Source organism: Streptomyces sp. NPDC030893 (assembly GCF_055571535.1).
Genome location: NZ_JBVIFC010000001.1, coordinates 571,617 through 583,080, shown reverse-complemented (window position 1 = coordinate 583,080; position 11,464 = coordinate 571,617). Strand labels below are relative to the sequence as shown.

The following is an 11,464-nucleotide window of genomic DNA, read 5'->3' as shown; positions in this document are numbered from 1 at the left end:
GGCTCAGCCCTCCTGCCCTGCGGCGTCCCGGGCCTGGGCCAGGGTGTCGAGTTCCTGGAGCACCGGCAGGGCGAGGGCGAAGGCGGTGGCGGGCCGGTCGTCGAGCAGACCGCGGGCGTGGTCCAGGCGGCTCTCTATGCTCCGCATGGCGCGTCCGCGGCTGCCGTCGGCGGTGGCGGTCGCCTCCAGCTGCTCCTTGCCGAACAGGTGGGTGGCCTCGCTGAGCAGGTCCCGGGCGAGCTCGGCCAGTTCCGGGCTGCGGATGGGCTGCTGCTCGTACAGGTTGCGGGCGGCGACCAGGCACTCGGTGACGCGTTCGGTGACGCTCCAGGACAGGCGGCGGTTGACGCCGTGCGCGGTCGGGTAGACGGCTCGCACGTTGTCCCAGAGGCCGGCGCCGGGGCCTTCCTGGATCCTGCGGTTCCACAGGTGTTCGAAGGTCTGCTCGGCGAGGCGCAGCAGCCGGTCCTGGGCGTCGATGTTCCGGGAGAGTTCGGCGAGCTGCACGGTCCGCTTGAGGAGCTGGGCCGAGAAGTCGGTCATCCGCCACTGGAGGAGCGAGCCGGAGCGTTCGGAGCCGGCGAGCGGCATCAGCACGCCCGGGTCGTGCAGCCGGGCCACGGGGTCGTTCCGGGTCATTCTGCTGGTGACGCGGCCGCGGTCGGCGAGGCGCTCCATGATGGCGACGGTGCGGGTGAGGTCGTCGTCGGTGGCCTTCCGGCGGACCAGGTCGTGGACGAGGATGGCCGCGACGGTGAGGGAGAAGTACTCCGACTCCAGGCGCAGCCCGGTGGTCTGCCAGGGGAGGTCCTCCAGGGGCCAGCGGTCACTGCCGAAGCGGGCGACGGCCGACCAGTACTGCTGGCTGAGCTCCCAGCGCAGCCGGAGCGCCTCGGCGAGTTTCTGCTGGTCGGCGTCGAGCAGCCCCAGGGTGAGCGTGCGGTCGGAGAAGAGGTCCTGGATACCGTCCAGGGCGACCACGGTGAAGTACACGTAGGGCAGCCGGTCGGCGATGCCGTCGGGCTGGCCGGTCACCTGGACGTTCAGGTCGGTGATCCGAGGCGCGTCCTTGACCACGCCCCAGGCCCAGCCGCACTCGAAGAGCTGGGTCTCGTCGCGGATGCTCTCGTCGACCTGGATGCCGCGGCTGAGGCTTTCGATGATGGTGGCGCGCAGCGGGCGGAAGCGGCGGGAGAACTGCTGGAGCACCGCCCGGTCGGAGTGTCTGTTCTGGCCGATGACCTGGATCAGCCGCCGGCCCTGTTCGGACTCGGCGTCGAAGACGTTGACGGTGAAGGAGCGCAGCAGGCTGATCATCGCGGCGGTCAGCCGTGTGTTGGTGGCGTCCCTCAGTTCGCCGAGCGCCTTGCGCACGTCGGGGCGGGTGGTGCTGCTCTCGTAGACCTTGAGGAAGCCGAGGGTGGCCAGACAGAGCGTGACGGACATGGAGTAGGAGTCGACGACACCCAGCTTGCCCTGTTCGTAGGTGAGTTCCTCGTTCGGGTCGTCGGGTTTGAAGTACGGTCCGCCGGCGAAGGTGGGGCTGTCGTCGGGCCCGGTGTAGGTGCGCATGAACTGGGTCAGCGCGGTGATCAGGTTCGGGGGGATCTCCAGCCGGCTGCCGACCTGTTCCAGCGCGCGCAGCACGTCCCGTTCGGTGGTGTCCGGCTGGTCCAGGCGGAAGGCGGGGATCTCGGTGGCGGGGTAGAGCAGGCAGAGCAGCCGTTCCGCGTCGGCGACGCTGCTCAGCCCGTCGGTGTCCCCCCAGACGAGTTTGCCGTCGTCGAACGAGTGGCGGGCCGCGGCCCGCCAGATGTCCAGCAGATGCTGGCGTGGCTTGATCTGCATCCCCCTACCCCTCGCACAGATCCGGTTGCCGTGCAGACATGGTCCCCGTTCCTACGTCGTGGCAATCTCCGACTTCCGCCGTCCCAGGGCCAGGATGATTCCCTCGTGTCCCGGCCGCACCATGTGGTCCAGGTCGTGGATCTCCAGGGCGTCGGCGAAGCCCTCCAGGCTCTCGCGGACCCGGTCCTCGTTGACCCGGTAGGCCGGGTAGCGGTGGTCCCCGACGCGGTAGCCCTCCGACTCCTTCATGAACGCGGTGGCGAACGGGGCGCCCTCGTTCAGCGCGCCCATGAAGCAGGCCACGCCGCGCCGGAACTCGTCGGGGCACTCGGACATGGAGTCGGCGACGAAGAACATGGTGCCCAGGTCCCAGCGCCGCTGCCCGTCGAGGTCGAGGAGGTTGGCCCGCTCCACGCGGACGATCTCGGCGAACCGGTTCCTCGGCTCGACGCGGCGGTAGGCGGGGGCGTCGCGGAGCACGTCCCAGAAGGGGTCCCAGACCACGTCGTACCCGGCGGGAGAGGCCTGCTTCTCCAGGTACTCGACGTTGGGCCGGGCGTACTCGAGCAGCAGGACCTTCTCGCACCAGGGCAGCATGGACAGGGCCGGGTAGAGGTTCGCGCCGGCGCCCACGTCGACGCCCCGCACCGCGTCCGGGACACCGTGCGCGAAGCAGCCGCTGAAGTGGTCGCGCATCAGGCGCACGATCAGCAGGTCGACCTCGAGCGGGTTGCGGTAGTTGAGGTCGACGTAGGCCTCTGGATCGAACTTCGACCACGGGGCGTCGGCGTTTCGGTCCATCATCACCCTGCCGCGTTCCATTCAGTGTCGGACGAGACCGTGTGCCCTGTCCGCGCGTCCCGGTGGACGCCGGCAGGCGAAACTGCGTCTCCGGTTCTCGCACGGTAGGCCGCCGGGGAACGCGTGGACAGCCAGGAAACACGCCAGTCCTCGGTGACGGGCGCACGGCAGGCGCACGCAGTACCTCTGTGCACCCCTGAACTCGCCCTTGCACGCGGTGAGTTGGAAGCTCACTCTAGCCAGAAGAAGCCACCGGCCGCCACCGGGAAGCTCCCATCCCTCCCGTGTGAACGGCCGGTGCGTCGCGTTGACGTCCGCACGTCCCGACTGGGGGTGGCATGACCGCCGAACCGCTGGAGCGCACCCTGGACCACGACGGGCACCTCGTGGAACCCGCCGGGTTCCCGGGGCCCGGGAGTCCGTCCCTACGGGCGGCACGGGAGTCCGACCTGCCCGAACTGCGCCGGCTCGACGAGGAGGTCTTCCAGGAGGTCGCCTATCCGGCCTTCCTGCTGCGCCAGCTCTACGACATGTACGCGGACCACCTGCTCGTGCTCGACGAGGGCGAGGGCCGGCTGCACGGCTACGTGCTGGCCGCCACCACGGCGCTCAGCAAGGACAGCTGGATCCTCGGTCTCTGCGTGACCCGCAGCCGCCGCCGCCACGGACTGGGCCGGGAGCTGATGTCGGAGGTCCTGGCCCGGCTGCGCAGGGACGGGATCGAACGGGTGCGGCTGACCGTGGAGCCCGCCAACCGTCCGGCGATCCTGCTCTACCGCTCCCTGGGCTTCGCTCCCGAGCCCCCCGACGACGGTCTGCGCCGCGACTACTTCGGACCCGGCCAGGACCGCCAGATCCTGCTCCTGCGGCTGCCCCCGGACCACTGAGCCGTCACCGCCCCCGGAGCGCGTCTCAGGACGGCGTCCGGGCCGCCGCCAGCAGCCGGGTCACGTCGGTGGAGCAGATGGTGAGGGCCGCGCCGACCGTGGCGAGGGCGTCGCGTTCGGCGGGGGTGTAGGGGCCGTCGGCGAGGGCGATACGGGCGCCCTGGAGGAGGATCGACTCCCGGCCGGGGGCCGCGAGATGGGGGGCGAGGGGGTCCAGGGCCTCGTGGAGTTCGATGGCGAGGCCCGCCGTGCAGGGCTCACCGGTGAAGCGGCCGGTGTCCGCCTCCAGGGCCTCGACGAGCGCGGCGAGCTGCTCCTCCGTGCAGTCGTCGACGCCGGCCGCGCGCACCCCGACCGCGGCCGTCTCCAGGGCGGCGCGGGAGCCGATGCCGCCCGCGGTGAGGACCGCGAGGGCGACCGTGTGGACGGCGTCGCGGAGCATCGCGGAGAAGCGGGTGGTGGTGGGGTGGTCCAGCACGTCGGTGCCGAAGTGGCGGCGGCAGGCGGCGCACTCCACGGTCGGCGCGGACTCCCCGCGCGGCAGCACGGGCACGCCGAGCAGGGTGAAGCGGCGGCGTCCGGTCAGCCGCTGGTAGTTGCGGTCGCCGCCGCAGCCGGGGCAGAAGAACTCCCCGTCGCCGACGGCCGTCCACGCGGTGCGGGTGCCCAGCAGGCGCGACAGTCCGGCAGCAGCCGCATGACCGTTGGGTCCCCGTTCTGGCAGCACGTCGCACCTCCGTCAACGCCACAGCACCGTCGCCGCGCTTGCGTGATGTTAGCCACATCCGTGAGCCCGAGTCAGCACCCTGAAGAGACCTTTCCGTGACCTCCACGTCGATTGGCCGGTAAACGACGGGGGCTCCGCCCGCCGGGAACGGCGGGCGGAGCCCCTCAAACCCCTCGAAACGGCTGTTCAGCGCGCGGCGCGGTTGACGGCGGAGACGACCGCCTTCAGCGAGGCCCGCGTGGTGTTCGCGTCGATCCCGATGCCCCACAGAACCTTGTCGCCGATCGCGCACTCGATGTACGAGGCGGCCTGCGCGGAGGCGCCCTCGCTCATGGTGTGCTCCTGGTAGTCGAGCAGGCGTACGTCGATGCCGACGGCGCCCAGCGCGTCGAAGAAGGCCGAGATCGGGCCGTTGCCGGAGCCGGTCAGGGTGGTCCGCTCGCCGTCGACGGTGGCCTCGACGGTGAGGGTGTCCACGCCGTCGCGGTCGGTGGTGGACTGGCCGTTGGCGACCTGGATGCGGCCCCAGGGGTTGTCCGGGTTGGGCAGGTACTCGTCCTGGAAGACCGACCAGATGTCGGCGCCGGTGACCTCGCCGCCCTCGGCGTCCGTCTTCGCCTGGATGATCTTCGAGAACTCGATCTGCATCCGGCGCGGCAGGTCCAGCTTGTGGTCGTTCTTCAGCACGTAGGCGATACCGCCCTTGCCGGACTGCGAGTTCACCCGGATGACGGCCTCGTAGGAGCGGCCGACGTCCTTGGGGTCGATCGGCAGGTACGGCACCGCCCATTCGATGTCGTCGACCGTGACGCCCCTGGCCTTCGCGTCGGCCTCCATCGCGTCGAAGCCCTTCTTGATGGCGTCCTGGTGGGAGCCGGAGAAGGACGTGTAGACCAGGTCGCCCACGTACGGGTGGCGCGGGTGGACCTCCATCTGGTTGCAGTACTCCCACGTACGGCGGATCTCGTCGATGTCGGAGAAGTCGATCTGCGGGTCGACGCCCTGGGAGAACAGGTTCATGCCCAGGGTGACCAGGTCGACGTTGCCGGTGCGCTCGCCCTGTCCGAACAGGCAGCCCTCGACGCGGTCGGCGCCGGCCATCAGGGCCAGCTCGGCCGCCGCCACGGCCGTACCGCGGTCGTTGTGGGGGTGGACCGACAGGCAGACGTACTCGCGGCGGGACAGGTTGCGGCCCATCCACTCGAAGCGGTCGGCGTGGGTGGAGGGCGTGGAGCGCTCGACGGTGGCGGGCAGGTTGAGGATGATCTCGCGGCCGGGACCGGGCTGGTAGGTGTCCATCACCGCCTCGCAGACCTCCAGCGCGAAGTCCAGCTCGGTGTCGGTGAAGATCTCCGGGCTGTACTGGTAGCCGAAGACGGTCTCGTCGCCCAGCAGCTTCTCGGCGTACTCCATGACCAGCCGGGTGCCGTCGACGGCGATCTGCTTGATGTCGTCCCTGGAGCCGCGGAAGACCACGCGGCGGAAGACCGGCGCGGTGGCGTTGTACAGGTGGACGGTGGCGCGCCTGGCGCCCTTCAGGGACTCCACCGTCCGCTCGATCAGGTCCTCGCGGGCCTGGGTCAGCACGGAGATCGTCACGTCGTCCGGGATCGCGTCCGGGTCCTCGATGATCGAGCGGACGAAGTCGAAGTCGGTCTGGCCGGAGGCGGGGAAGCCGACCTCGATCTCCTTGTAGCCCATCCTGACCAGCAGGTCGAACATGGCGCGCTTGCGGGCGGGCGACATCGGGTCGATCAGGGCCTGGTTGCCGTCGCGCAGGTCGGTGGAGAGCCAGCGGGGGGCGGTGGTGATCCGCTCCTGCGGCCAGGTGCGGTCGGGGATGTCGACCTGCTCGTAACGACCGTACTTCCGGATCGGCATGGGGCTGGGCTGCTGACGGTTCGCCATGGTGCGTGGGCTCCTCGGTGGTCCGCGGGGTGTCCTGAGGGACGGCCGACGGCGCAGCGCCAAACTCCGCGGGGAGGGGGTCGGCCTCTAGTACAGGCCCTCGCCGCGGCAGCTAAGGAGGAGCAGCCCGAAACGCATGATGCTCCGCAGCTTAACCGAGTCGCCCGCCGTACGAGGGTCCGTATCAGTATGCGGGACCGCCGGAATGAAGGGGACAAAAAGTGCCGTATACCACTTCCCGGCGCCGCCGGAGGCGGAGTGGCGGGGGATTTCATCAATCATGGTTGCGGGGGGTGACACCGCGGTGACAGAGTGCGATGGTTCCGGACATGACCAGGAACGGGGGCTTCGAGCCCGTCTTCTGCACGATCATCCCGCCGCACGTCCTCGACCGGCTGGCCCAGTCGGACGACCCCGCGCGCTCCGGGCGGGCCCGCCGCACCATCCAGCGCGACGCCTTCGAGCGCACCCGGCGTCATCTGACCACGGTGGCCGGCGCGCCGGCCGTCGCCCTGCTCGCCGACGCCGAGCCCGGCAAGCCCCACCGCACCGTCTACGACGCCGAGCACGGCACCGACCTGCCGGGCACGAAGGTGCGCGGCGAGGGCGACGAGCCCGGCCAGGACGCCACCGTCAACCGCGCCTACGCCGGTCTCGGCGCCACGTTCGAACTGCTGCTCAAGGCGTACGGACGCGACTCCATCGATGGCAACGGACTGCCGATGGACGCGACCGTGCACTACGACGAGGACTACAACAACGCCTTCTGGAACGGCGAGCAGATGGTGTTCGGCGACGGGGACGGGGAGATCTTCCTCGACTTCACCAACGCCATCGACGTCATCGGCCACGAACTCGCCCACGGCGTCACGCAGTACACCGCCAACCTGACCTACTACGGGCAGCCGGGCGCGCTCAACGAGTCGGTCTCGGACGTCATCGGCGCGCTCATCAAGCAGTACACGCTCGGCCAGACCGCCGACCAGGCCGACTGGCTGATCGGGGCCGGGCTGCTCGCCCCGGACGTCACGGGCAAGGCGCTGCGCTCCATGAAGGAGCCGGGCACGGCGTACGACGACGACGTGCTCGGCAAGGACCCGCAGCCCGCGACGATGGACGACTACGTCCGCACCGGCCGGGACAACGGCGGGGTGCACATCAACTCCGGCATCCCCAACCACGCCTTCTACCTGGCGGCGACCACCCTCGGCGGACACGCCTGGGAGCGGGCCGGGCAGGTCTGGTACGACGTGCTCACCGGCGGCGACCTGGAGCAGGACGCGAAGTTCACGGACTTCGCCACGCTGACGGTGAAGGCGGCCCGCGCCCGGTACGGCGACGGGGACGAACTCCAGGCGGTGACCAAGGCATGGGAGCGGGTGGGGGTGCGGACGCTGTAGTTCCGTACTAGACACGGACCCATGCGCATTCAGGTGACACGCACGGGTGGATTCGCGGGCATCGAGCGGCGGGCCGAGGTGGACACCTCGGGCCGCCCCGACGCGGCGGAATGGCACACCCTGGCCGAGCGGGCCCTGTCCGCCGGCCGGGCCACCCCGCCGGCCGGGGTCCCGGACGGCTTCAGCTACCGGATCACGGTGGACGGCAGGTCGGTGTACTGCGCGGACCCCCGGCTGACGCAGGAGCAGCGGGCGCTGATCCGGAGAGTGCTGAAGGAGGGCGCGTAACAGCCTTTCCCTGCGGGGGCGTTGACGTGGCCGGTCGGCGGTGCGGATGATCCGGGCCATGGCGACGACGAACCCGGTGCCCCGCTTCCCGGACGGTTTCCTGTGGGGTGTGTCGACCTCGGCGCACCAGATCGAGGGGGCGGCGGACGAACGCGAGCCGTCCGTGTGGGACGTGTTCTCGGCGGAGCCGGGGCGGGTGCGGGACGGTTCGACGGCGGCGGTCGCCTGCGACCACGTCCACCGGCACGCGGAGGACGTGGCGCTGCTGGCCGGCCTGGGCGTGGACGCGTACCGCTTCTCGGTCTCCTGGCCGAGGGTGCTGGCCAAGGGCGGCCTGGACTTCTACGACCGGCTGGTCGACGACCTGTGCGCGGCGGGTGTGCGGCCGGTGCCGACGCTGTTCCACTGGGACCTGCCGGCCGGCCTCGACTGGCTGGAGCGGGAGACCGCCGAGCGGTTCGCTGAGTACGTGACGGAGGTCGCCGGGCGGCTCGGCGACCGGGTGAAGAAGTGGATCACGCTCAACGAGCCCGCCGAACACACCTTGCTGGGGCACGCGTTGGGGGTGCACGCGCCCGGCCGGAAACTGCTCTTCGACGCGCTGCCGGTGGCGCATCACCAACTGCTCGCGCACGGCCTCGCGGTGCGGGCGCTGCGGGCGGCGGGGGCGGGCGACATCGGGATCGCGAACTCGCACGCCCCGACGTGGCCGGCCTCCCGGGACGAGGCGGACGTGACGGCGGCGGACCTCTACGACACCCTGCTGAACCGGATGTTCGCCGACCCGCTGCTGCTCGGCCGCTACCCGGAGGGCATCGGCGAGCTGATGCCGGGCGATGCCGAGGCCGATCTGCCGGTGATCGCCGAGCCGTTGGACTGGTACGGGATCAACTACTACGCGCCGACCCGCGTGGGCGCCCCGCAGGGCACCGAGATCGACTTCGGCGGGGTGCGCATGCCGGCCGAACTGCCCTTCACCGTACGGGAGATCGAGGGGCGCCCGGTGACGGACTTCGGCTGGCCGGTGGTCCCGGAGGCGCTGACGGAGGTCCTCACCGCCTTCCGCGCCCGCTACGGCGACCGTCTCCCGCCGGTGGTCGTCACGGAGAACGGCTGCGCCTACGAGGGCCTGGACGACCGGGACCGCATCGCCTACCTCGACGGCCACATCCGCGCGCTGCACCGGGCGGTGGAGGCGGGCGTGGACGTGCGCGGCTACTTCGTGTGGTCCCTGATGGACAACTTCGAGTGGGCGGAGGGCTACGCCCGCCGCTTCGGGCTGGTCCACGTCGACTTCGCCACGCAGGAGCGGACCCCGAAGGCGTCGTACGGCTGGTTCAGGGAGCTGCTCCGCGACCAGCGCCGCCGCTGACCCGGCCTCCGCTCAGAACCCCAGCCGCCGCAACTGCTTCGGATCCCGCTGCCAGTCCTTGGCGACCTTGACGTGCAGGTCCAGGCTGTACCGATATGCGGCTACCGCCGCGCGGCCGGTGTGCCAGGAACCATCAAAAGCCCAGCCGCCGCAACTGCTTCGGATCCCGCTGCCAGTCCTTGGCCACCTTCACGTGCAGGTCCAGGAACACGGGTGTGCCCAGGAGTGCCTCGATCTGTTTGCGGGACTTGATGCCGACGTCCTTCAGGCGCTTGCCCTTGGGGCCGATGACGATGCCCTTCTGGCTGGGGCGCTCGATGAACAGGTTGGCGTGGATGTCGAGGAGGGGCTTGTCGGCGGGGCGGTCCTGGCGCGGGAGCATCTCCTCGACGACCACGGCGATGGAGTGCGGCAGCTCGTCGCGGACGCCCTCCAGGGCCGCCTCGCGGATCAGCTCCGCGACCATGACCTGCTCGGGCTCGTCGGTGAGGTCGCCCTCGGGGTAGAGGGCGGGGCCCTCCGGCATCAGCGGGATCAGGAGGTCGGCCAGCAGGTCGACCTGCTTGTTCCCGGTCGCCGACACCGGGATGATCTCGGCCCAGGTGATGCCCAGCTCCTGGCCGAGCTGGTCAACGGCGATCAGCTGTTCGGCCAGCGTCTTGCCGTCCACCAGGTCCGTCTTGGTGACGATCGCGACCTTCGGGGTCTTCTTGATCCCCGCCAGCTCCTTGGCGATGAACCGGTCGCCGGGGCCGATCTTCTGGTCCGCGGGCAGGCAGAAGCCGATCACGTCGACCTCCGCCCACGTGGTGCGCACCACGTCGTTCAGCCGCTCGCCGAGCAGGGTGCGCGGCTTGTGCAGGCCGGGGGTGTCCACCAGGATCAGCTGCGCGTCCGGGCGGTGCACGATGCCGCGCACGGTGTGCCGGGTCGTCTGCGGCCGGTTGGAGGTGATCGCCACCTTCTGCCCGACCAGAGCGTTCGTGAGGGTGGACTTGCCCGCGTTGGGGCGGCCCACGAAGCAGGCGAAACCGGCCCTGTGGACGGCCTCGGCCGGCTGCTCGGATGACTGGGTACGAACGCTCATGCCGCCCATTCTCCCTGATCCCCGGAGCCCGCCGCACCAGCGTCGGGTGCCGGGAGGGCGGGAGGAGCGGGAGTTCCCGGGGGACGGTGGCCCTCCGGGACCTCCCGGTCAGCCCGGAGACGGGATCAGTCGAAGACGAACGGGCCCGGTGCCTGGGGTGCGGTCGCCGTGCAGGTGATGGTGATGAAGCCGAAGGCCGTCACCTTCAGGGTGCCGCCGAAGGCCTCCAGGCTGTCGCCGGAGGCGACGGTGCCGGTGAGCGGGCCGACCTCGAGGGCGTCGCCGGTCGCCATGGCCGGGTTCTTGGTGCCCTTGAAGACGGTGGTGCCGCCGCCGGCCTTCACCATCGTCAGCTCGGACACCAGCGAGTCCTGGCCGAGCGCGACGGGCGCGGTGACCGCGGAGGTGTTGAGGGTGATGGTGGCGGACGTGCCGCTCTGGGTCGCGGTGAGGGTGGCGTCGCCGCCGCCCCACGTCCCGCAGTCGGCGTTGACGGTCGCCGCACCGGGGGCGACGGCCGCGGCGGCGGGGGCGAAGGCGAGCCCGCAGACCGCGAGCGCGCCGGCCGCCAGGGACACACCTGTTCCGAATCGCTTGCCTCTCATGGGATTCCGGCTCCCTTTCCGTGTGGGGGGGAACTCCGTGGGGGGAATTCCGTGGGGGGAACGGTGTCCATTGATGCGCGCGAGGCAGGGCGCGACAAGGTTGATATCTGGCCTATTTACCGGCGGTAACGCGGTGACGCGGTAACACGACAGGGCCCGACCACGCCGGATCAGCCCGCGGTGAGCGTCTCCCGGACCGTTCCGTCCGGGCCGGCCAGCAGCACCGGGGTGCCGGGCCCGCCGAGGTCCCGTACGGCTGCCAGGTCCTCCGCGGGCAGCGCGTCCGCCCCGGTCACCACGGCCGCCGCCTCCAGCGACTTCGCGCCCGACGCCACGGCCATCGCCACCGCCGTCCGCAGGGCGCTCAGCGCGAGGGAGTCCAGGGCCACGGTGCCCGCGACATACGTCCGCCCGGTCTCGTCGCGTACGGCGGCCCCCTCGGGCACACCGTTGCGGGCCCGCGCGGAACGGGCCAGGGTGACGATCTTGCGGTCCTCGGGGTCGAGCGCGCTGCTGTCGGTCATGATCCGAGCATACGGGG

The 11,464-nt window shown here is 70.9% G+C and carries 11 protein-coding genes; 4 read left to right on the top strand and 7 right to left on the bottom strand.

The window, feature by feature from the left end:
• Positions 1 to 3: 3 nt before the first annotated feature.
• Positions 4 to 1,848 carry an SCO2524 family protein gene (locus ACZ434_RS02505; RefSeq protein ID WP_468450945.1) on the bottom strand — a complete coding sequence of 615 codons (1,845 nt, stop codon included), beginning with the start codon at positions 1,846 to 1,848 and terminating at the stop codon, positions 4 to 6.
• A 51-nt stretch (positions 1,849 to 1,899) separates the two neighbouring features.
• Entirely contained in the window at positions 1,900 to 2,652 is a 753-nt protein-coding gene (locus ACZ434_RS02500) for an SCO2525 family SAM-dependent methyltransferase (protein WP_468450943.1), read from the bottom strand.
• 335 nt (positions 2,653 to 2,987) lie between these two features.
• On the opposite strand from ACZ434_RS02500, the gene ACZ434_RS02495 reads away from it, so the two are divergent.
• On the top strand, positions 2,988 to 3,536 hold the full coding sequence (locus ACZ434_RS02495) for a GNAT family N-acetyltransferase (protein ID WP_468450941.1): 549 nt from the start codon (positions 2,988 to 2,990) through the stop codon (positions 3,534 to 3,536).
• A 25-nt stretch (positions 3,537 to 3,561) separates the two neighbouring features.
• On the opposite strand, the gene ACZ434_RS02490 is transcribed toward ACZ434_RS02495, so the two are convergent.
• Positions 3,562 to 4,263 (bottom strand): TerB family tellurite resistance protein, encoded by a 702-nt coding sequence (locus ACZ434_RS02490; protein ID WP_468450938.1) that lies wholly within the window; start codon positions 4,261 to 4,263, stop codon positions 3,562 to 3,564.
• Positions 4,264 to 4,449: 186 nt separating this feature from the next.
• On the bottom strand, positions 4,450 to 6,171 hold the full coding sequence (leuA, locus tag ACZ434_RS02485; protein WP_468450936.1) for a 2-isopropylmalate synthase: 1,722 nt from the start codon (positions 6,169 to 6,171) through the stop codon (positions 4,450 to 4,452).
• A 329-nt stretch (positions 6,172 to 6,500) separates the two neighbouring features.
• Between leuA and ACZ434_RS02480 the strand changes: the two genes are divergently transcribed.
• Genes ACZ434_RS02480 through ACZ434_RS02470 form a run of 3 tightly spaced genes read left to right on the top strand, consistent with a single transcriptional unit; the run spans position 6,501 to position 9,231 of the window.
• Positions 6,501 to 7,571, top strand: coding sequence for a M4 family metallopeptidase (locus ACZ434_RS02480; RefSeq protein ID WP_468450934.1), 1,071 nt, complete (start codon positions 6,501 to 6,503; stop codon positions 7,569 to 7,571).
• A gap of 21 nt (positions 7,572 to 7,592) precedes the next feature.
• The gene (locus tag ACZ434_RS02475; protein WP_468450932.1) at positions 7,593 to 7,859 is read left to right on the top strand and encodes a protealysin inhibitor emfourin; all 267 of its coding nucleotides are present in this window, start codon (positions 7,593 to 7,595) and stop codon (positions 7,857 to 7,859) included.
• Positions 7,860 to 7,917: 58 nt separating this feature from the next.
• The gene (locus ACZ434_RS02470) at positions 7,918 to 9,231 is read left to right on the top strand and encodes a GH1 family beta-glucosidase (protein WP_468450930.1); all 1,314 of its coding nucleotides are present in this window, start codon (positions 7,918 to 7,920) and stop codon (positions 9,229 to 9,231) included.
• Positions 9,232 to 9,364: 133 nt separating this feature from the next.
• Here ACZ434_RS02470 and era read toward each other — a convergent pair whose 3' ends face one another.
• From era to ACZ434_RS02455, 3 genes are all read right to left on the bottom strand, one after another.
• The gene (era, locus tag ACZ434_RS02465) at positions 9,365 to 10,318 is read right to left on the bottom strand and encodes a GTPase Era (protein WP_468450928.1); all 954 of its coding nucleotides are present in this window, start codon (positions 10,316 to 10,318) and stop codon (positions 9,365 to 9,367) included.
• A 125-nt stretch (positions 10,319 to 10,443) separates the two neighbouring features.
• Positions 10,444 to 10,923: a hypothetical protein gene (locus tag ACZ434_RS02460; protein ID WP_468450926.1), complete on the bottom strand. Its 480-nt coding sequence runs from the start codon at positions 10,921 to 10,923 to the stop codon at positions 10,444 to 10,446.
• A 170-nt stretch (positions 10,924 to 11,093) separates the two neighbouring features.
• Positions 11,094 to 11,447 (bottom strand): cytidine deaminase, encoded by a 354-nt coding sequence (locus ACZ434_RS02455; RefSeq protein ID WP_468450924.1) that lies wholly within the window; start codon positions 11,445 to 11,447, stop codon positions 11,094 to 11,096.
• Between the last annotated feature and the right edge of the window lie 17 nt (positions 11,448 to 11,464).

What these genes read in the sequence shown, in the direction of transcription:
- ACZ434_RS02470 (WP_468450930.1), top strand. Translation starts at nt 7,918, where the DNA reads ATGGCGACGACGAACCCGGTGCCCCGCTTCCCGGACGGTTTCCTGTGG.
- leuA (WP_468450936.1), bottom strand. Translation starts at nt 6,171, where the DNA reads ATGGCGAACCGTCAGCAGCCCAGCCCCATGCCGATCCGGAAGTACGGT.
- ACZ434_RS02505 (WP_468450945.1), bottom strand. Translation starts at nt 1,848, where the DNA reads ATGCAGATCAAGCCACGCCAGCATCTGCTGGACATCTGGCGGGCCGCG.
- ACZ434_RS02500 (WP_468450943.1), bottom strand. Translation starts at nt 2,652, where the DNA reads ATGATGGACCGAAACGCCGACGCCCCGTGGTCGAAGTTCGATCCAGAG.
- ACZ434_RS02460 (WP_468450926.1), bottom strand. Translation starts at nt 10,923, where the DNA reads ATGAGAGGCAAGCGATTCGGAACAGGTGTGTCCCTGGCGGCCGGCGCG.
- ACZ434_RS02475 (WP_468450932.1), top strand. Translation starts at nt 7,593, where the DNA reads ATGCGCATTCAGGTGACACGCACGGGTGGATTCGCGGGCATCGAGCGG.
- era (WP_468450928.1), bottom strand. Translation starts at nt 10,318, where the DNA reads ATGAGCGTTCGTACCCAGTCATCCGAGCAGCCGGCCGAGGCCGTCCAC.
- ACZ434_RS02495 (WP_468450941.1), top strand. Translation starts at nt 2,988, where the DNA reads ATGACCGCCGAACCGCTGGAGCGCACCCTGGACCACGACGGGCACCTC.
- ACZ434_RS02455 (WP_468450924.1), bottom strand. Translation starts at nt 11,447, where the DNA reads ATGACCGACAGCAGCGCGCTCGACCCCGAGGACCGCAAGATCGTCACC.
- ACZ434_RS02480 (WP_468450934.1), top strand. Translation starts at nt 6,501, where the DNA reads ATGACCAGGAACGGGGGCTTCGAGCCCGTCTTCTGCACGATCATCCCG.